This window comes from Paenibacillus amylolyticus (genome assembly GCF_036894225.1).
GTDB lineage: Bacteria > Bacillota > Bacilli > Paenibacillales > Paenibacillaceae > Paenibacillus > Paenibacillus amylolyticus.
The window spans coordinates 241,365-261,850 of record NZ_CP145893.1 but is presented as its reverse complement, the minus strand read 5'-3'; the positions used below and the strand labels follow the sequence as shown (position 1 = coordinate 261,850).

Annotated in this window: 18 protein-coding genes and 2 pseudogenes; 17 read left to right on the top strand and 3 right to left on the bottom strand. The window is 36.3% G+C overall.

Annotation, left to right across the window (positions count from 1 at the left end):
• Positions 1–33: 33 nt before the first annotated feature.
• Positions 34–855, bottom strand: a complete 822-nt coding sequence (locus V6668_RS31335; protein WP_338709066.1) for a hypothetical protein — start codon at positions 853–855, stop codon at positions 34–36.
• 111 nt (positions 856–966) lie between these two features.
• On the opposite strand from V6668_RS31335, the gene V6668_RS31330 reads away from it, so the two are divergent.
• From V6668_RS31330 to V6668_RS31320, 3 genes are all read left to right on the top strand, one after another.
• On the top strand, positions 967–1,311 hold the full coding sequence (locus V6668_RS31330) for a hypothetical protein (RefSeq protein ID WP_100528017.1): 345 nt from the start codon (positions 967–969) through the stop codon (positions 1,309–1,311).
• Positions 1,312–1,607: 296 nt separating this feature from the next.
• Positions 1,608–2,219 carry a restriction endonuclease gene (locus tag V6668_RS31325; protein ID WP_338709065.1) on the top strand — a complete coding sequence of 204 codons (612 nt, stop codon included), beginning with the start codon at positions 1,608–1,610 and terminating at the stop codon, positions 2,217–2,219.
• A gap of 312 nt (positions 2,220–2,531) precedes the next feature.
• On the top strand, positions 2,532–2,960 hold the full coding sequence (locus V6668_RS31320) for a hypothetical protein (protein ID WP_338709064.1): 429 nt from the start codon (positions 2,532–2,534) through the stop codon (positions 2,958–2,960).
• A 215-nt stretch (positions 2,961–3,175) separates the two neighbouring features.
• Here V6668_RS31320 and V6668_RS31315 read toward each other — a convergent pair whose 3' ends face one another.
• Positions 3,176–3,397, bottom strand: coding sequence for a hypothetical protein (locus tag V6668_RS31315; RefSeq protein ID WP_338709063.1), 222 nt, complete (start codon positions 3,395–3,397; stop codon positions 3,176–3,178).
• Between the two features lie 222 nt (positions 3,398–3,619).
• Between V6668_RS31315 and V6668_RS31310 the strand changes: the two genes are divergently transcribed.
• The 6 genes from V6668_RS31310 (at position 3,620) to V6668_RS31285 (ending at position 13,144) form a co-directional block, all read left to right on the top strand.
• Positions 3,620–4,891, top strand: a complete 1,272-nt coding sequence (locus V6668_RS31310) for a hypothetical protein (protein ID WP_338709062.1) — start codon at positions 3,620–3,622, stop codon at positions 4,889–4,891.
• Between the two features lie 1,410 nt (positions 4,892–6,301).
• Entirely contained in the window at positions 6,302–7,519 is a 1,218-nt protein-coding gene (locus V6668_RS31305) for a DNA polymerase IV (protein ID WP_422395303.1), read from the top strand.
• Positions 7,516–7,863: a YolD-like family protein gene (locus V6668_RS31300; protein ID WP_338709060.1), complete on the top strand. Its 348-nt coding sequence runs from the start codon at positions 7,516–7,518 to the stop codon at positions 7,861–7,863. The genes V6668_RS31305 and V6668_RS31300 overlap by 4 nt, the downstream gene beginning before the upstream one ends.
• Before the next feature lies 1 nt (position 7,864).
• Positions 7,865–8,233 (top strand): hypothetical protein, encoded by a 369-nt coding sequence (locus tag V6668_RS31295; RefSeq protein WP_338709059.1) that lies wholly within the window; start codon positions 7,865–7,867, stop codon positions 8,231–8,233.
• A gap of 2,231 nt (positions 8,234–10,464) precedes the next feature.
• Positions 10,465–12,072, top strand: a complete 1,608-nt coding sequence (locus V6668_RS31290) for a hypothetical protein (protein WP_338709058.1) — start codon at positions 10,465–10,467, stop codon at positions 12,070–12,072.
• 715 nt (positions 12,073–12,787) lie between these two features.
• Positions 12,788–13,144: a hypothetical protein gene (locus tag V6668_RS31285; protein WP_338709057.1), complete on the top strand. Its 357-nt coding sequence runs from the start codon at positions 12,788–12,790 to the stop codon at positions 13,142–13,144.
• A 372-nt stretch (positions 13,145–13,516) separates the two neighbouring features.
• Here the strand turns inward: V6668_RS31285 and V6668_RS31280 are convergent, their stop codons facing one another.
• Positions 13,517–14,974: a hypothetical protein gene (locus V6668_RS31280; RefSeq protein ID WP_338709056.1), complete on the bottom strand. Its 1,458-nt coding sequence runs from the start codon at positions 14,972–14,974 to the stop codon at positions 13,517–13,519.
• Between the two features lie 451 nt (positions 14,975–15,425).
• Between V6668_RS31280 and V6668_RS31275 the strand changes: the two genes are divergently transcribed.
• The 8 genes and pseudogenes from V6668_RS31275 to V6668_RS31240 all read left to right on the top strand — a co-directional run.
• Positions 15,426–15,716 carry a hypothetical protein gene (locus V6668_RS31275; protein WP_338709055.1) on the top strand — a complete coding sequence of 97 codons (291 nt, stop codon included), beginning with the start codon at positions 15,426–15,428 and terminating at the stop codon, positions 15,714–15,716.
• A 6-nt stretch (positions 15,717–15,722) separates the two neighbouring features.
• Positions 15,723–16,082, top strand: a complete 360-nt coding sequence (locus tag V6668_RS31270; protein ID WP_338709054.1) for a hypothetical protein — start codon at positions 15,723–15,725, stop codon at positions 16,080–16,082.
• A 250-nt stretch (positions 16,083–16,332) separates the two neighbouring features.
• Positions 16,333–16,620 (top strand): hypothetical protein, encoded by a 288-nt coding sequence (locus V6668_RS31265; RefSeq protein WP_338709053.1) that lies wholly within the window; start codon positions 16,333–16,335, stop codon positions 16,618–16,620.
• A gap of 237 nt (positions 16,621–16,857) precedes the next feature.
• A complete protein-coding gene (locus V6668_RS31260; protein ID WP_338709052.1) occupies positions 16,858–17,298 on the top strand; it encodes a DUF4145 domain-containing protein in 441 nt (146 codons plus the stop codon).
• A 56-nt stretch (positions 17,299–17,354) separates the two neighbouring features.
• Positions 17,355–17,669, top strand: coding sequence for a hypothetical protein (locus tag V6668_RS31255; RefSeq protein ID WP_338709050.1), 315 nt, complete (start codon positions 17,355–17,357; stop codon positions 17,667–17,669).
• 1,086 nt (positions 17,670–18,755) lie between these two features.
• Positions 18,756–19,667, top strand: coding sequence for a DNA polymerase IV (locus V6668_RS31250; RefSeq protein WP_338709049.1), 912 nt, complete (start codon positions 18,756–18,758; stop codon positions 19,665–19,667).
• Positions 19,624–19,779 (top strand): annotated as a pseudogene (polYB, locus tag V6668_RS31245) (DNA polymerase IV); the annotation flags it as partial. The gene V6668_RS31250 and the pseudogene polYB, both read left to right, overlap by 44 nt.
• Before the next feature lie 120 nt (positions 19,780–19,899).
• Positions 19,900–20,128, top strand: a pseudogene (locus V6668_RS31240) (hypothetical protein); the annotation flags it as partial.
• Positions 20,129–20,486 lie beyond the last annotated feature (358 nt).

Genomic DNA, 20,486 nt, shown 5'->3' with positions numbered 1-20,486 from the left:
TTGGACCTTAACTTCCCATATAATATAAGAATGTCAAATAGGACTTTGACCTCTAATTTTTAAATCCCAACCATAGTTGAAGACTTTATTATTATTTGACTGATTTAGAAAACCCGCTTGAACTTTTATGCCGACTTCGGATGCCAATCCTCCATCTTGAACATCGATCCAACTTGAAGGAGCAGTTGCTAAGAAAGTTTTTCCAAAATCTATAGCACCACCATTTTGAGAACAATTAGAGATTTGTTTCTTTGCTTTTGTGTCGATTCCAGGACCAATTTGGGTTAACTGGCATGAATTCGTACCTGAGGGTATAGCATTATTTATGTTCCAATTGGTACCTTTATCATACCGATAGTATGCTTTATCCAAACCGTTGTATATGAAACGATTTTTAGTCTGTGAATGGTAGTACAATGTAATTGTTAATTTGACTGTATTGTCGCTATTTTTGTTCCCGCCTGTCCAATGAAAGGGGTCAGCTTCTACTACCATATCGGTCTTAAATTGAGTTAATACTTCCCCTGTTTCGATATTTTGTAAATCTCTGTAGATATATGTTTCGTTTGTTAGAATATCATAATCTACTTCTTCTGTAGAGTTGATAGATTGGGATGTACTAAAATTATTAGTATTAATTTCATTTTCAGGGTTAAAGCTACGTCCTGCTACTTGCATATCAACTTTATTACTTTCGTCAGTGGTATCATATTCCTTAATTACTTTGAAGCCTTCTGGAACGGTTGAATCATTTGGAAATACTTCTTCGTTTGGTGAAGCGGCTGCAGCAGATACGGAGCAAAATAACATCATTGTTGCTAATAACGAACTAAATATCTTCTTTCTGTTTTTCATCTTGTTCCTCCTAAATTTTGGATTTGTTGTTCCGATTCTTAATTAACCGAGGTATCATATATTGAATCAAAATACACATTTTAGGTTATTATTAGATAGGAGGGATGTAATGTGAGAAGAAAATTATCATTAGTTATTTGTTTAACTTTTCTTTTGATTGTATTAGGAGCATGTGGAAATGGTGATATTAAGCATGTTAAAAGTGAGCATTGGGATGTCGCATTCCAGAGATCAACAGGGTCATTTGGCATCACATATATTGGGGATGAGACGCAAATTAATGATCTGGTATATGGTGTAACTGGTACGAATATCGACCAAGAAGGTAAGGCTTATGCGACACAGGAAACACCATTTAAGATTTCTGGATTGGTGACCGATTCTGAGAAAACCAAAGATCCAATCATATTTAAAATTGATTGGAATAATAAAAGTGAGAGTGTAACTTTCGAATAAACTTAAAATTCAAACGAGCCTTAAAGAATTTAGGGCTCGTTTGAATTTTAATAAAATATTATATTCGCTATAAAATTTTGAACCAAACTTGACCTCATCCTAAGACCATGTTGAACCCCACATGACTATTTTTCCGTGATAAATTAGGAGCATAAAAAAGCAGTGATTGAAACACACAATTGCATATGCAGCATATTACCGGGCGTTCCTCTTCTCACCTTTTCTATCATTGCAGGAAATTAGTCCCGAGTGTCGAAATATGTTTTAGTACAATTTACATGCTTGGGGGAAAAGTTATGGCAAGAAGAAAAAGTAAGGCGAAACAGGAAGAAGAACTGTTCCAAGGATTAGCCGGCATGGCAATGCTGGGAGGTATTGTAGGGACATATTCTTTAACAAAATCTTGGCAAGCGTCACTTGTCGTTGGATTTTTTGGAGTTGTTGGGATTATTGTTTTAATGGTTATCATTCAACAAAAGCGTGCTGAACGACTGAAGAGGTCAGGGATTGCCGAGATCGATAAAATGGATGGGGTACAGTTTGAACACTATCTTGGACATCTGTTTCGTTCACAAGGGTATAGGGCAGAAGTGACAAAAGCTGCAGGTGATTACGGCGCCGATCTGGTTATCTCCAAAGATGGAAAACGAATCGTTGTACAAGCTAAACGTTATAAAAAAAATGTTGGCTTAAAAGCTGTCCAAGAGGTTCAAGGAGCTAAGGCACACTACAGAGCAAATGGAGCATGGGTTGTTACAAATAGCAACTATACTGAACAGGCATATCAGCTTGCTAAATCAAACGGGGTTAGGCTGATTGCTAGGGATGAACTCGTGGAGATGTTGCTCGCAATGAAAGAAAAGTTGTCAGCATCAAAGAAAACGGGAAATGTAAAGACGAGCGCATAATTGAATTAGCTAGGAATGAGAGTGAATCATTTTAGACTATGTTTTGAGGAATTACGTTAACAACATACATATCACATTAAAGCCATTCCTTCACTGGATCGGCTTTTTTTATTGAAGGAATTGAAGTGATCAGCACCAGAAGATGTAAATGGAAACGTGCACGAGCCAACAAGCAGCCTGAGAAATGCAAAGGTTGCGTATGGGGTAGATAGGATGGAGTGAATCAGTTCTGTCCTTAACCTCCTGATTGTTGTGTCAGGAAGGGAAAACTTTCGTGGATGTCGAATTTTGATATTGAATGAGAGTGGTTATATGGAAAACGGAGCAGATGTTACGTTAAATCAATTGAATATTTTTAAACAATTCATGTTTCTTTCATATTCCGATACATGTGATGCATATATTGCCTTGGATAGACATGAAGGCGATTCTAAGTACAGTGTTGCTTTAGGTTATTTGGCTATGTCCCAACAGAGTCAGATGGAACTAATAAAACTCCAACTTAGTATAAAGATAGATCACCAAGAGATAGAGAAGTATATGACTGCTTACGCAGATTATACTATTCAGCTTAAGTATGTGATCACTTATAAGGATAATAATACATCTACGCTAAACATGACTCACAGTAGTTTGATAAAGGCAGGGAATCTACTAATGCATTCATTCAAAAATGGACGAATATTTTGGCATAGAGTGTTTAGCACCCACCGTGTGCTTTTTTCTTTTTCCTTCCTATGACAGAATATAAGTCATTCTGACCTGCTTATACGAGAACATCCGGTTGCGATGGGCGGTCCATTGAAGAGCGTAGAACAGCTTCTGAGTGAGCGTAAGTATAAATATGATGGTCACCCAAATGTTAAAACCTACTCAATACAAATGTTTAATACTAGAAGGAAAGGACTCGTTAGAAATAATATAACGAGTCCTTTTCTAAATGTTGGTTGGAGGAACTACTTCCACGTTTTATCTAGGTATTCTTTAACCGCTTCCTCCTCTGTTTCAAATCGATAGGAAGAGAAGCGTCCATACTCAGGGCTAAGTTTCTTAGACAGACAAATTCTCCAACTCGATTCGTTTTCGAATTTGACTATAAAGACACCGCCAGGTAGTTCACTTGATTTATCTGATATAGCACTTACGCCAACAGGCAAATCATTTAATTCTATTGACATAACTATCACCTCCTATTTTTATACAATTATCATAAAAGATTTGAAAGAAGTGGTCTATATGAAAAACAGAATCGTGCCAATCGATCAGCTTAATACTGTAACCTGTATTAAGCTCGAACAATGAAAATGTAAGAAAAAGAAGCTGATAGAAAGAAGGACTTAGACTGACTAATAATTTGGTATATTAAAATATGTAGCAATAATAAACGGGGGCTAAGAAAAATGAATTTTTCTCAAAAATTATTAAGTCAGTTTCTTGAGAATAGAGCAAAGGAAAAAAAAATTAAAAACTTGTCTACCGCTGTTATTAAATCATTGTCCTCAGCAATTATTGCCATTTCTTGTGTGCCTAATCCATTTTTAGATGAAGCCCAAGAAGATATAGAGTTTCAACATGTAGTTTCATTACTCCGTGTAGCTAAGGAAAATGGTGAAATTCCAGATGAACTATCACAGATTTTCACTCAGAAAAAAGAAATATTAATCCAGAAGTTTAATGACCTAAAAAATAACTTAGAACAAGAAATATTTAAAGATAAAAGTCAACAGATTGAACACCTATTGAGTTTAGGTGAGGATCATAAAAAGCAAATCGCTGAAAATATGATTCAATCATGCTACAACAGTCGTCCTGAACTCACTTCAAAGATAGAATTAATTGATTTAAATATTGCCTTCATGGATAATTCATTTTCGCTTCATCCCGATATATTGTACGCTGAGGAATTTATAAATTTCTATGCTTATATCATTCTTTATCCAGAAGTGCTTACATACGATTATGAATTAGAAGATGAGTGGGAAGCCTTCCCTTTGAAGTGGCTTGTAAATCAAATGTCTCTCGCCGATGCTAGAATCTTATATATACACTATAAAAGTGGACAAGATTATTCAGCTGTTTTTACTTCTCAATATGATGATGAGAATAGCTTGGAATGGCTAGTAAATCAAATTAAAGGTCATAATATCTCGGAGTTCAGTAATCGTAGTTCTTTGATAAAAGAGGCGATTGAATGTTATAAACAAGGCTACTATGGTGCAACTATTTCTCTAATAATACCTCAAATTGAAGGTGTTCTATGGGACTATGCAGAATACTTCAATCGGAAATTTAATAATGTATACAGAATTGAGGGTGATAAACAATATCTCTTAACCTTAAATGGTAAGGAGATGGACAATTATACTGTTGGAAATCTTCTCAAACAATCAGAGTTTGGGAAGGTTTTGGATCAAGAATTACTTCTCTACTTCTGTGATGAACTTTATAATGAAAGAAATCCAATTTTCCACGGTAGAGATCACACTTTTTCTTCCAAATTTAACGCTGCAAAGAAACTATGCTCATTTGAATATATTATTGAACAAATAAATGGACACTTAATGAATGAACTGCTAAAGACTATGGATGAAGTTATAGATCCAGAAAGGGTTGATCTTGTACTGGAAAGAAAATTGCCACTACGTTCTTTATTACCGAGTCCTAGAGATTAAATATTGACTTCCAGGCTGAAGTCAAATATTTTACCTTGATATACAGAGAAACCTTTAAGGCGCTACTCTGCTTTATCTGCAGTTGAAAATGTTGATGAATGTAGAAAAATTAAAAATCCGTAGTATTATTATAGTAAGTCGATGATAATATTAAATTCATAGAATTATGAAGAACTTTAGAAGGTAAGGAAACTTTTCCTGCCTTCTTTTTGTTTTGTGAGAAGGGAGGTTCAAGAAAGAGTCTTCAATTATCTTGCATAATTCTCGATATCTCTCAGATTCTTTCTCATCGATACCTGTTACCGACCAGTCTAGTTTGGTTATCCCATTCTTGAAACGTTGATTACTCTTCTCGGGGGCGACTCCAACAGCCTCCACAAGTTCATTTTAGTGCATTCAGGCGCTGGTTCGTTATTATCTTTACGCATCATTACTCCGTAACTTATAATTCTCCGATATTCTATCAGGCTCGTTTTTCTCTCTTCCTGCTTCAGCCAATTAACAAATCATGATCGTATCCCTAATTTCCTCTAACCCAGGCGACTCATTCCGTTCATGGATTGAGTAGGTTGTGGAGGACAATCTTGTATACAGTGAGGATTCTTCTGAGGTTATTCGAGCAGGAGATCCTCGTTGACCTTTTAGGATGTATCCTGTTGATATATGTTTTCTGTAGAATTGAATCCGAAATAGGATGAGAAATCTATTTCATACAGGTATGCACAAGCTTTAATGATCAATATATCCATCTGAAATCCTCCGAATTGATGTATACGCATGAATCCATGGAGCAATACACCATGTTGTCTTTCGCCGCTTGAGATAGTGAGGGATTCCATTGAAAATTTTCATCTCAGCTCACTTCTATTTCCTTTTGTAACGCGCCAAAAAACTTGGGCAGCCCAAGGATGTCAACAGGAGTACTACTGCCGAGAGCAGGGACGAAGACACAGAGGATAGCGTCCATTCCATAGCAGAGAATATCGTTGAGCATATTATCATTCACATATAGCTGATATTTCGGCATGGATGGTGTACTAGAATTTAAATTCCATTAGCGAAAGATAGAAAACTATTGATGCAATCTATTTGGATCTAATGGTCAACGACAGATGAAGTTCCTGATGAACAAGCCAAGATAGCATTGCCTAAATGGGCATGGTGAATTTATCAAGTTTGAGATGAAAATCCATTGTTTATCTGATCGATCCTGCTGGTGCTCGTACCAAAACATGAGCAATCCACAACTAAACGCAACAAGAGGCCAGTTTTCTCCCGATGACCTTATCTCGAAAGAATATAAATATTTACCTCTTGCATAAAGAACATATGTTCGGTTTATAATATATACAAACATACGTTCTTAAATGTACAGGAGTGATTTCAGTGTTGGCTAAGCAGCGAACCATTATGCTCATCGATATGCAGTCGTTTTATGCTTCAGTCGAAAAGGCAAAAATGCCTCAATATAAAAATAGACCTCTCGCCGTCGCCGGAGATCCAGCAAGGCGTTCTGGAATTATCCTTGCCGCTTGTCCTCTAGCCAAAGCTAAAGGTGTTTCTACCGCGGAACCACTCTGGCAGTCTCTTCAGAAGTGCCCTGAACTGATCATTGTAAAACCACACATGCAAGAATACATCGAAGTATCCACTCAAATCATGTCCATTATTGAAGAGTTCACTGATTTGGTTGAACCGTACAGTATTGACGAATTATTCGCTGATTTTACAGGGTCTATGCATCTATTTGGTAATGATCCAATCGATTTAGCCAAGCAAATTCAAGACAAAATCTATAATGAAACAGGCGTTTACGCGAGAGCTGGCATTGGTGAAAACAAAATCATCAGTAAATTGTGCTGCGATATGATTGCTAAAAAAGCTGAGGGTGGCATTTTCCACTTAAAGAAAGAGGAATTACACCTCCACATTGGAGATAAGCCCATCCGCGATATGTGGGGGGGAGGCTCAAGAATGGAAAAACATCTGTGGAAGATGGGCATCCGAACCATTAGAGAACTGGCAACTACTCCTCTTTCCAAATTAAGAAGTAAGTGGGGTGTTAATGGAGAAGTCATCTGGCGAGTCGCCAATGGACTCGACAATTCGCCGGTAACGGTCAACACGCACAGTACACAAAAGGATATCGGAAACGGAATGACCCTGCCTAGAGATTTCACAGAAGCATGGGAGATCGAAGTAGTTATCCTCGATATCTGTACAGAAGTGTGCAGAAGAGCCCGTAAAAAAGGGCTGATGGGTAGTGTCATATCTGTGAGTGTATCGGGAGCAGATTTTGATCACCCAACTGGTTTTCACAGGCAAGTTAAACTGTCTGATCCTACAAACATAACCGTTGATGTGTGCAAGATCGCCAAACGCATATTCCATCAACACTGGGATGGGCAACCGGTACGCCGTGTAGGCGTATCCTTATCTCAATTATCCAACGCGGATACATATCAACTATCGTTCTTCGATGATCAAGAGCAGAAACGAGCCATTGATCAGGTGATGGACGACATTAAGGATCGATTTGGCGATATTGCTATTCTACGAGCGAGCTCCATTACAGCTGCCGGTCAAGCGATAGATCGAGCATCTAAAATCGGGGGGCATTACAAATGAGCAAAAAACTGGAGGTCAATGGATTATGGGAATCGAGCCGTATGATGCTTCCACAACATAAAGAACGAATTATACAGCATCGTAACCAAATTCACTATCAAGCGAAACCGCTGATCCATGAAGATGAGTGGGAGATTATTGCAGAACATATAGATATGTCGCTTAACTATACATTGCAAGTCACCATTGAAGTGTTTCATGAGTGGGGCAATCGGTATATACATGGGATTGTCACTTCAGTCAGTACCTTTGGAAAGAAAATCAAAATTGAAATGGAGAATGGATTTGAATGGGTCGATTTTGATCAATTGGTCGCTGTAAAACTTGAAGAAGGAGGCGTGTAATGTGCGACAGACTTCTGAGGAACTTTCACTCGTGAAGAGGCTGGTAGAACTTCCTTATCTTTTAGGAGCGCTGGAGGTAGATAAGCAAAAAATATACGCTTCAAACTTTAAGATGAAATCTGTGTATGTTGAATACTTGGACGGCACCCAAAAGAAAATTGCTTTAGAGATGTACAAATCGAAACAAATTTTAAAGGAACATCATATAAAAATCATAGATGAAAAGAGGTCTGAGCTGAGTTTAACGGTAAATTATTCGGTAAGAGGTTACCTTCATAAGATAAAACTATTGTGGAGCAAAGTGAAAGTGGATGTAACCTTAATGCTTACCGAACATATGAACGTTGATATTACTGAATTGCCCACATGAACATGGAGTTCAAGCAGAATAAGGTCTATAACCACATCGGATGGATATAATGCAGTTATAACCATTGTTTTCTTCTCCCATAGGGGTAAACCGACCTTTGAAGTTGAAAGGTCGGTATTTTTTGTCTCTACGTTAATAAAAAACTTAGAAGAAAAGAGCAAAGAATACTAAGAATCATTACGACTTTAGGAAATGTTTGCTTAGGTGGCTGCACAACTGGCCTCATTTTACAAAACGAAATCATGTTGTGAATCTCATGAGATATGGCTAAAATCTGTGCAAATATGAATGGATTTTTGAAAGCCGAGAGAGGAATACGAAGAATAATGGTCATTATCAATATATGCCTGGAAGATGGAACAGTAATGATAGTTCAAGCATAGTTTTATCCTATATACAGCTGCTTTCTTTGTTTTAATGGCCAATAGATAGCGGATCCTAACTTTCTAGCTTACGTTACTTTAGTTGCTTTTCCTTAGATTAGGAGAATGTACGTATCCGATACAGGGATTCTATAAGAAATGAATCTTCATGGGGGGGGAAGTAAGAGATGTTACCTTGAAATAACAGGTATCATCTCTTACATATATGAAACTTAAAGGAACTATAGGATTGGTAAACTATCCAAAGGGTATTTCAATCCCAGTTCCAAATCTCTACAAGGGTCAATTGAAAAAGATGGAATTTAGTAACCTAACTCTCCCACTCTCGCACGGGACTTGTAACAAAAACCGCGCCATATAAGTGAAAGCCATTCTTCTCTGGTTGAAAAGGCGCTGTTTATCTTGTGCAGCGGTATATGTTCACAGGCTTAGAGAAGACACCTAAGGAAAGCACAGATAGCTAAAGTAATGGGTACAAGGAGAGCAAGGGACGCTAAGAATACTGGTCTGCTACTTTACGCCGAAATTCACTTATCCTTGTGAGGTGAGCAGGGAAACAACCTAAGAAGACCCTGTAACGGGGATGGAGAAACATTCCCCAGCCTCTCTAATAAAAGCATATTCTATTTCCAGATCATTATAATGTTCTATATTCAACTGCCATCTAGCGGCTTTTTTGTTTTGAGAAGCCCATAGAAAGTGGTTCCCAACTTTCTAGCTTACATTGAAGGGCCTGGATAATTGCCATTCATATAAGATCCTTTATTGGTTATTGATTAAGTTAACTTATCGGTTATACTGAGTTCAGCATGAATTTTACCTGTCATTACCTCCCCTGAACCCACGTGTCCATATATTTTCAAATTAGCTTTTTGAGTTAAGAACGGGGTTACTTCAAAAGGTTGCACATTTTTTCTACACGGAGTTCGTCAACATACATTTCAACAATAGATACAATTCATAAAAATGACAATATTGAGGAACGAAGTAAACTCACAAGTGATCTTAATCTCACTGAACTTATGAACTTAGATATTTCCTATTTGAGAAGTTGATAAACTTGGCGGCGGTGGTTCAACAATTTCCATCATAAATGGTAAGCGTATATTTATTTATCAGATATTGTATGATATGATACTTAGGAAAAAAGTACCAGTTAGAGGATATGAATCGTGAAAAAAAGTTCCTGGTTACTGCTTTAGTATTTCTTTTATTTTTAGTGGGGACAACAAGTGTGTTAACTCATCCAGGTAGAACCGATCAAATGGTGGTCACACGTGTTACACCAATATGCCATATGGAACTATAATATGGAAATATCATTATCATGGCGAAAGTTTTTCTTCAAGTTCAAAGTCATCCAATAGCTCGAGTTGCCGTCATCAAAATCTACAAAACCAAAAGAAACTAAGCCTCATTACACGCAATCGTTTTTAAAAGTTTATGTAAACAATAAGAAAGCAGATTTTAAGAGAACAAACCTCTAAATATGAGCAAAGTTATTTGGTTTCATTGCGTAACATTTCAAAAAACTAGGTGCATCATTTACATATGATCTTGAGAGTGAAACGATTGGTTTAACCAAAGATAAGTACAAAGTTACGTTAACGCTTTGCAGTAAAACGTTGTTCTAAAATGGCAAGTCTACTACATTAAGTACTGCTCCAAGTCAGAAGATAAAGATTAGTTTTAAGACAGCGAGCCATTTCGAATCGGCTCGCAATTTTAGTTGAGATACTCTAGAAATTCACAATAATTAATATTCTAGAATTTCCGAAAAAAGATAGGGGACTTGACTTACTTATGAATCGATTCACTTACGCGAAGTATTCTGACCTATTTAATTCAATGACTATAAGTGATATGAGTAAAGTAATATATAATTATGATGATTTTATATCATTAGCTAGTATATTATCTCAGCTAGGTTTTATTGATAACAGTATTTATAGTAAAGATTGTGAAAAAATTAATGAGAAGTTTATTAAAGAATCCAGAACCACATATAAGAATGAAAAGGGAATAATTGAATATTTGGAAGGTAGTCAGCTTGTTACACGTCATGGTGTTCTTTTAACATGGAAACATCTATTTCAGAACCTAGATAATTACTCAATTAAACTTAATCAACATGAAGATACTACTTTTGTAGAATTAATAAATGTAATTACACACGTACAAGAATTGGAAATGGATTATAGAGAAACCGATCTAAAATCGTATATTAATGCTAATTCGTTTTTTAATAGATATGACACTGCCTCGCATCAGTATGCTAGAACATTTTTTCTTTTCATATATTCACCCTATAAAGAAGGTAGTAAAGGGGCAGCCTCTCTTGAAAATTTAAAGGATGCCTTCATTACTAAATATCAGATGCAATTAGAAAGTTACATATATTTAACAGCGGCTTTAGTTTTTACTGTTCTTGAACTTTATGAAAATAATAAAGAGTTTAATAGTGAAACCTGGTCTATATCACTCAGTAGCTTCCCTTTTAAAGATATTTTGCTAGACCAATTTAAACAATTGTTATTGGAAATAAGTTTTGATCTTGATGAGGGAAAAGAATGGTTTGTGAATGAATTGGCTATAAACCAGAAGACTCACGAAAATTTCATGTTTGATCTGTTCACAAACAAACCTTTTCTTAAAATAGACTCTAATAGTTATATACCTATTGAAAGAAAAGGGATGGAAGACTTACTTTTTCATTCCTTGTACTCAAAATTACTCGAAAGCTTCTCAAAAGATGACAAAAGAAGGGTAAGTTTCAGAAACGATTTTGGATTCATGTTAGAATCTTATGTTTCATGGCTAATTGTTAAAACGGCTGATTATAACAATATTTACAGAGCGAAAGAAGAATTTTTGTATGATAATTCTTCTAAAAGATCCCCAGATGTTTTTTTAATTTACAATGATTACGTCCTGGTGATAGAAGTTAAGAGTTATAGGGTGAAAAAAGATGTAATAAGGGATTATGCTAGAAAAAAAAGTATAGATGATTCTTACCAAAAAAACACTGTGAAGCCGTTAAATCAAATAAAGAACGCTATGTTAGATATTATTCAAAAAGAAATTACTCCGGCTTTAACAGCGGACATGAAATATTATTTCATGACTATCGCTATGGATAACTTTCCTACAGCTAACAGCATGAGAAAAACTTTAATCGAAGAATTGATAGGTTTTAACACTCAATTTAACCTTATGGGTATATTCTCATTAAGTATCGAAGAATTCGAACTATTTGTAGAAGTAATTAATTCAACTCAAACCCCCTTTAATGATTATTTGGATGATTATTATAATCTACCAGATGATATTAGTTTTAAAAATTTTATAAATTCCAAAAATAAGTCTATTAAAGATAAGGATCGAAGAGGTCCTTTTGATGCCCTAAGAAAAAAAGCCCAAAATGAAATTAATAACTTTTTTAATATATTTCCATGAGTTGGATTATAATTATACAGGAAGATAGAGAGATGATAATTTGGAAATTGAAGAAAAAAAGAAAATTAAAGACATCAGCGCACATGTAAAGAGAGGTTGTGGTGACTCAAATCTCTTGGATAAATTGGAATAATTTTTTGGGATTTGTTTTCATGATCGATCGATTTATAATAGCTAGATTCTTTAGAATAAAGGTGTTCAAAACGGTGACCATAAAACATATTGGAATTTGTTATCTCTGACATCATTTGTATTTTCTGTATGTTTTTCATATCCAACTACTTCAGGATTCGCTACAAGTGAGGCAAACTGTACTGCAGAGAGTCTGAGTTCGTTTCAAAAAAGACTTGGAACTCAGAGGACAGGACAGCTGTTATAAAGTCTATTGTATAACAGTGGGTGAAGTTTGGACTTGCTCATTTATATCAAATTTCGGTATTTGCCCAAACGGATGGCCTCAGCTTTATGGCATTAACGGATAGATGAATTGTTTGCTGTTTGAACAGTTTGAACATCCTACTAGAAGTAGAAGTAATCATATTCATTATCATAAAGCCTTCTAACAGCTTACCAACATGTATCAGCAGGAATGATACATTTGTTTTAATAAACGAAGAACGTCCAGTAATTGTCCTAGTCAGCGATTTTGCAAGAACAGGAAAGAAAGTACAACAGCTGATTTCAATTGGAATTAGTTAACGGTGCTACCTTTAAAGTGATTGAGGCATTTTTAAAAGATATAAACACATGGGTCACTACAACATCTGCAAAAATATCCCATCAGTCACTGACACATGCTCTAATTGTGGTGAAGTTCCAAGAGAAGTATCTCTTCATGCATAATAAGTGGAGAAACAAGTGGGAACTGCGGGAGGCATTAATGAAGCCGGAGAATGCTCATCAATTTGTATTTAGAGAATTGTTTGAGCAAATCAAGCCATGTTTTCAAGGACCCGAAAGGATAGAATATGGGGCTCTGTTTAGGGGCGAACTGTACAACTTGATGATTTTATTTGAGAATGATCAATCTTCTTCAATTATCCTTTTAAGATGGTACATCAGTGATTGGTGATGTAGAAGTAGAAAGTAAGTTAATTGAATTCGTGTGATAAATGATTAAGCTAATGAGGAACGTCAGTTTGAATATCACCGCTACGAACTGTATCTCAACATAAGTAAGGCAATTTTTTTGAAGGAAAACTCGCAGGAGTCTGTATTTACAGCATACAGACCATAGAAGCAGTGTAGGTAACATTCCGGTCGGAACGATGCGCAAACAGGTTCCTGCGAGTTTATTTGTTCTATGAAATGAGTAGGTACTTTGAAGTAGACTGTTATGACTCACAGCAAGTGCTGCCCCTTTCTTTGTTACAGAGGAAGGGGCAAGTCTAAAAAACTAAAGCTTTTTCGATGATGCATGAAAAAAATTATAATTTGATTATTATTAGTTATTCAGTATCAATTGATCCCATTTAATTAATAAATAATCCAAAATTCCCTCTTCATCAGAAGCTTCTTTTAACTTTAATAAATTAATTATGTCTGCATCTTCTAAAAAAATTATATAGCCTTTGAATTGGTGAATAACATCCTTGCATCGTCGTAGCAATCTAGTGTAATCATTAATTTGGCGACACAAGAGAATACCAAAATTACCCTGGTTTGGTCCAAACCTTCCTAGTAATTGGTCGATTTCAGGATTCTTAGGATCTGAGGAGTAATTTTTACATTCAATAAATACCTTAGGGCAATGGATTTGGTAACGATCCCTAATAAAAGAGAAAAACCCTGAATTATCAAAATTATCAAAAGTTATATCTACTCTTTTCCTTCCCTCATTTAAGTCTATTTCCTTTTTTCCCCTTTTTAAGTTGCCTTTGAAAATTTGTGTTAAACAGTCATAAATTAGATCGTGATAAGCTCTGGCATTTTCTTTACCCGTAGGTGTGCCCTCCAACTGTTTAATAAGCAGATTGGCTTTAATAGGATTAGAAGTATTATCTAATGGTGAGCTTTGTTTTCTTACAAGGGATAGTAACTCAGCAAAATCAGATTGATTGATATTTGATTGATTCTCTTTATAGAAATCAAACAATGTAATTATGTGATATGGATTAGGCTGAATATTCTGTTCCTCCATAAAGTCTGTTAAATAATTAAGAAGGTCTGCTCGTTCATCTTCGGATTTTGAGTTGAGTGCAAGTTCTTTAATTAACTCGATTATAGAATCCCAAATCTGCTCACGCAATTGGACCGAAAAGGGAGATAGTTCTTCAACGTCCGGTGGATATAACAGATATTCGATAGGATAATCTCTAACGAAATCTTTTTTAATTCTTGCCAAATTTGATATAAATATTTTACCATTTCCAAATGCCTCATTTAACGGTGAATGCTCAATATCATCTAGTCCTATATCATCAAAAATATTGCAACCATCAAATTCCACAGCAGCATATTGAAATCCGTATTCATCAATAGTAGAGTAAACAGGGCGGTATTCTATTATTCCAGATTCAAACCAAAAGATACGATCACCTTTTGAACGGTACACATATTGAAATCTCCCGAAAGCGGCGCCATGGATACCATCTTTTAAGATAAATCCCTTTTCAGGAAATAGCGTTACATGGTTGAGTTTATTTTTTGGTTCTTCCTTACCTCTATCTCGATGTAACTGAATTCCTTTTAGTAATTTTTCATCTGTATTTTCTGTCATTTCAGCAATAGGAACGTATATATTTTTTGCAATTTCACCGAAGATTTCATGTTCAACTAATACTTGATGAATTTCTTTTAATTCTAATTTATTAATATTAGGTTTATTTCTCCAACTGTTTTCAAGAATTCTACTAATAACCCCTTGTGTTAGTTTGTCTGGTTTTAAATAATTATCGGACATAATCATATTCCTTTTCTAATATAGAATTATATAATATTGCTAAACTTATTATACTTTTGTAACATTCAAACGTACAATAATAATTTACCAGTGTTGTTAATCTGAATGTTACATAAGAGAGAGAATTGTACAAAGCATGACAACTATGCAGGATTTCCAGTGGATCTATATGTTGCTTCAGTGGATGAGGGTCGTATGTAAGCGATCCTGGGTACTCTCAGGAGAACTCATTAGGTTGTAATGTGTGGAAACCCGACTCGGAACAGCGGTGTGTTTTATGATTATCCAATAGGGACCGAGCAGATTACTATACGCACAAAGTTCCCTGTCTGAGCAGTCCTCGGGCAAGTAAAGAAAATATAGAGATGCTTGAACGTAAATACGACAAAGGATCTGATGTGTGCGTGTCAGGGTTGAATGGGAGTTCCCGCGCGGAGATCGGATACATTTATTGCATTTAGAAGTGGCTGAATTCGCTAAGAACGAGGTCAAGGTCGAAGGTGTTGGTCATAAACTTATCATTGGTGTGGACGTTGCTCGTTTTGGAGATGATGAAACAACCATATACGGACAGATTGGTGGGAAGGTAGTGAAGAGTTATTTCCATCATAAGCAGGGTACGATGACGACTATTGGCTGGGTATTACGGATTGTTGATGATACTAGGTCAGAGCATGCAGAAGTGGATGAAGTAGATATCAGAGTCGAAGATAAAGGTATAGGTGGAGCTGTGACGGATTGACTGAATGTGATCAATGATGAGAAGTGGCTCGGATACACTATCATCGGGGTTAACAATGGTTTGTCGACAGAAGATGCTTATTATGGAAATCTCGGGTCTGAAAAGTGCGGTCACATTAAATCTTTGTTAGAAGTGAATATGAGAAATTATATTCTTGGGGTTCCTGATGTCCTTGAACTGCCGGAAGATGAGAAATGGGTAACACAGTTAACAAGCCGTAAATGGAGAATGGGCAGTAAAAAGAGAGTTTATCTGGAAAAAAAAGAGGATATGAAGAAGCGAGGGCTTCAGTCTCCAGATAGAGCAGATGCTTTTGTATTAGCTTTTGCCTGCATTCAAGCGGAATCTAGATTTGCTTTTGGTTAGTTGGCTGTTGTTATTCGAAGTGATATAATGATAGAAAAATTAGGAAGTGTTCTAATGAATATTTCAAAAGTCGTAACACTGATATAAATGAAATAACAACTTCCGTTCTAAACAAGAAGACAGTCTTGAATTCAGAGTATGAAATGTAGGTTTTATTTCAAATCTTCCTCTTTTCGTAGAAATAAATAAGAGTTTAGTAATTCAGATTCATGAAGTGCCACTTTTAAAGCAACTGGAGATAATTATTTTTATGCAAGTTTCCCAAAAATTTGCCCCTAAATGCATGTATACAGCTAAACCAGCAGATCATCTTTTCAGTATTTTGATTAACACCGATGAATACAAAGAAAACATTGAAAACTCAAAAGATATTGTAGTGAGTATATACTGTCAAGTAACCTTTGTAATATTGCCATTCAGTTTAATGGATGATTTAACAGTTATTCCTTATCTTAGACAAATTCAGAGAAAGAATCTACTTGAGAAAAATCAAATTGCAAATCAATGGAATTTCGGAAAATTACGATCAGTAAAATAACTCAATTTGAGGTGGATCGGAAGTATGAATTATATATCGCCGTCTATTAATCTAGCCAGATTCACATGTCCATTTTGCAATACATTAGCCCAACAAACTTGGTCAAGGGTTAGACTGCTTGAATATACAAATGGGACTCATGGATTTTCACTCGAAAGTAGAAATAGTGATAGCACTTTAATTAGTGCTTCTACGTGCCAATCTTGCTTTCGAAAACATGTTTGGTTAGACGATGTGATGATTGATCCGTCTTCATCAGGAATACCTTTGCCTAACCAAGATATGCCAGGAGACGTTTTAACTCTATATTCTGAAGCGAAAGAGGTTTTTAATAAATCACCTCGATCTTCAGCTGCTCTATTGCGTCTAGCTCTTCAGCACCTCTTCGTACACCTAGGTGAAAAAGGGGAAAATATAAATGAAGATATTAAAAATCTTGTGAGGAATGGTTTGGATTTAAGAGTCCAAAAGTCATTAGATATTGTGAGAGTAACTGGAAATAATGCTGTACATCCAGGTGTTTTAGATATTGTTGATAATAGTGACATAGCTGCAAGACTATTCGGACTTTTGAATTTTATTGTAGACGCTATGATTACACAACCCACTCAAATCGATTCATTTTTTTCGGAACTACCAGAGGGTTCTAAGGAAGCTATAGCACGTAGAGATGCGTAATTACTATTTCACCAGTCAATAGATTTTTTTATTTATTAACTAGGAGGTTGATAATAATGAAAATCACTGGACTTAATAATATTGAAAAACAGCTCAAAAAAATTAGTGAGAACGTTAAGAAGCAGGTTGAAGGCCCTGTTAGATTTGATGAGATGTTTAACACAACGTTCATGAATGAGAACACTGATTTTGGTAATATTAACGATTTTTTCGAGAATAGTCCTTTTGAAATGAAAAGTCAGCTGGATCTTGAAAATATTAATGAACGTGAGTTAGATGATTATGTAGCAGCTAATACTAAATTTAAGTTGTGGTCCGAAATGAAGCAAGCGGCTGGAGTAATCTATGTTAAAAATAAATTAAATAAGTGAAATCCGTAGTATTTAGCGCACAAATCCGATGATATTATAATTCCATAGAAGTATGACCAAAGAGAGAAGGTAAGGAAAGATTTCCTACCTTCTTTTTGTTTTGTCAGAAAGCTGGTAACCGATTGAGGGTAAGATCATGATTAATCAACTGGCAGAGTGAAAAACGAAACCGACCGAATGACAGAGAGTTATCCTTTTCCGTACGGAGTAAGGATGCGTAAGGGTAATAACCAGCCAGCACCTAAACTCACTACAGCAAACTTGAGGAAGCTGTCTGAGTCACCTATACCGATAAGGGCAATAACGTCATCAAGAATGGGACAACCAAACTGATCTGGTCGGTAACAGCTGTCGATGAGAATGAATCTGAAAGATGTCGTATTGAACACTCTCTCTTGAAGTCCAATCATGGATTGAGTAGCTTGTCGAGGACATGCTTTTACACAGTGCTGGTTCTTCGGAAGTTCTTTGAGTTGTAGATCCTCGCAGACCATTCAGAATGTCCTGTTGATACGTTTTCCCTAGATTTTTATAAGGAATGGGAAGGATATACGCATTAATCCAATGAACAATAGATCATTTTCTCTTTCGCCACTTGAGATAATATGGGGGTCGCTTGAAAGTCTCTTCTCAGCTCATCAATCAGCAGGAAAGCAAACTTTAAGTGCAAGCATGAGGAGATCAATCAACTTGAGCAAGAATGAATACAGGGGTGGTTTACTAGAATTTAAATTCCATTATGCGGCATCTTTAAAAGATAGAAACCAAAAGAGGATATTGATTTAATCTATTCTAATGGTCAACGAAAGATGAAGTTCTTGATGAACAAGCCAAGATAGCGTTGCCTAATTAGCATGGTGATTTGTTACCAGTTTGAGATGGAAATCCATTGTTTATCTGATCTATCCTGCTAGTGCTCATACCAAAACATGAGCAATCCACAACTAAACGCAACTAGAGGCCAGTTTTCTCCCTATGACCTTATCTCGAAAGAATATAAATATTTACCTCTTGCATAAAGAACGTATGTTCGGTTTATAATATATACAAACATACGTTCTTAAATGTACAGGAGTGATTTCAGTGTTGGCTAAGCAGCGAACCATTATGCTCATCGACATGCAGTCGTTTTATGCTTCAGTCGAAAAGGCAAAAATGCCTCAATACAAAAATAGACCACTCGCCGTCGCAGGAGACCCCGCAAGACGCTCTGGAATTATCCTTGCCGCTTGTCCACTAGCCAAAGCGAAGGGTGTGTCTACCGCGGAACCACTTTGGCAGTCTCTTCAGAAGTGCCCTGAACTGATCATTGTGAGACCACACATGCAAGAATATATCGAAGTATCCACTCAAATCATGTCCATTATTGAAGAGTTCACCGATCTGGTCGAACCGTACAGTATAGACGAATTATTCGCTGATTTTACAGGGTCTATGCATCTATTCGGTAATGATCCAATCGATTTGGCCAAGCAAATTCAAGACAAAATCTATAATGAAACAGGCGTTTACGCAAGAGCTGGCATTGGTGAAAACAAAATCATCAGTAAATTGTGCTGTGATATGATCGCTAAAAAAGCAGAGGGGGGTATTTTCCACTTAAAGAAAGAGGAATTACACCTCCACATTGGAGATAAGCCCATCCGCGATATGTGGGGGATCGGCTCAAGAATGGAAAAACATCTGTGGAAGATGGGCATCCGAACCATTAGAGACCTGGCGAATACGCCTCTTTCCAAGTTAAGAAGTAAGTGGGGTGTTAATGGAGAAGTCATTTGGCGAGTCGCAAATGGACTCGACAATTCGCCGGTAACCGTCAACACGCACAGTACACAAAAAGATATTGGAAACGGAATGACCCTACCTAGAGATTTCACAGAGGCTTGGGAGATCGAAGTGGTTATTCTCGATAATCTGCACAGAAGTATGCAGAAGAGCCCGCAAAAAGTGACTGATGAGCAGTGTAGTATCCGTAAGTGTATCTGGAGCGGATTTTGACCACCCCACTGGTTTTCACAGGCAGGTTAAACTGTCTGATCCTACAAACATAACCGTTGATGTATGCAAGATAGCCAAACGCATATTCCATCAACACTGGGATGGGCAACCTGTGCGCCGTGTAGGCGTATCCCTTTCTCAATTATCCAACGCGGATACATATCAACTATCTTTTTTTGATGATCAGGAGCAGAAACAGGCCATTGATCAGGTGATCGCTAGTAACCACCTGGCGATTCATGAATTTGCACAAATTTGGTTTGTGGAGGAGAATGAACTTTATTTATCTGCGGTTCAATATGTAACTAAATATCTGAGGTATTATTAATAGCAAGCAGTTTGATAAGTACAAAGCCATACATCCGGATGCCAAGCCATTGAAATACGCACCAGAGATGAAACGTCAATGGAAGAATACGCTGGATGAAATCATTGTGCCTTTGGAGGATGAGTTGCGCTAAATGTCATCACGCCGCAAAAAGTGTAGTCCGGGACAAAATTAAAATTTATGCACCATTCAATAATAAAAATAAAAACCCACTCTGTTTCTATATATAGAGTGGGTTTATAGCTTTATTGTGGAAGTTTGGCATCTACTGACTTTGTACCCGAGATAATATCAGTAACTAAAGACTGTGCGTTGTTACTATAACTGCTTAAACTACCTGATGGTTGTATAGCCAAATCAATATATTTTTCATAGTTGTTATACAAATCAAAAGTTTCATCATAAATAGATTGATATTCTTGAGGAGGCAAATCCAACTTCTTAATTGTATTACTAACTTCGCTTCTGGACTGTTCTAGAGTCCCTATATC

Bases quoted from the DNA above. Each gene is read 5' to 3' on its own strand.
- V6668_RS31290 (WP_338709058.1), top strand. From the start codon at position 10,465: ATGACTATAAGTGATATGAGTAAAGTAATATATAATTATGATGATTTT.
- V6668_RS31335 (WP_338709066.1), bottom strand. From the start codon at position 855: ATGAAAAACAGAAAGAAGATATTTAGTTCGTTATTAGCAACAATGATG.
- V6668_RS31300 (WP_338709060.1), top strand. From the start codon at position 7,516: ATGAGCAAAAAACTGGAGGTCAATGGATTATGGGAATCGAGCCGTATG.
- V6668_RS31305 (WP_422395303.1), top strand. From the start codon at position 6,302: ATGCTCATCGATATGCAGTCGTTTTATGCTTCAGTCGAAAAGGCAAAA.
- V6668_RS31260 (WP_338709052.1), top strand. From the start codon at position 16,858: ATGATTGATCCGTCTTCATCAGGAATACCTTTGCCTAACCAAGATATG.
- V6668_RS31320 (WP_338709064.1), top strand. From the start codon at position 2,532: ATGGAAAACGGAGCAGATGTTACGTTAAATCAATTGAATATTTTTAAA.
- V6668_RS31315 (WP_338709063.1), bottom strand. From the start codon at position 3,397: ATGTCAATAGAATTAAATGATTTGCCTGTTGGCGTAAGTGCTATATCA.
- V6668_RS31310 (WP_338709062.1), top strand. From the start codon at position 3,620: ATGAATTTTTCTCAAAAATTATTAAGTCAGTTTCTTGAGAATAGAGCA.
- V6668_RS31280 (WP_338709056.1), bottom strand. From the start codon at position 14,974: ATGTCCGATAATTATTTAAAACCAGACAAACTAACACAAGGGGTTATT.
- V6668_RS31265 (WP_338709053.1), top strand. From the start codon at position 16,333: ATGCAAGTTTCCCAAAAATTTGCCCCTAAATGCATGTATACAGCTAAA.
- V6668_RS31255 (WP_338709050.1), top strand. From the start codon at position 17,355: ATGAAAATCACTGGACTTAATAATATTGAAAAACAGCTCAAAAAAATT.
- V6668_RS31325 (WP_338709065.1), top strand. From the start codon at position 1,608: ATGGCAAGAAGAAAAAGTAAGGCGAAACAGGAAGAAGAACTGTTCCAA.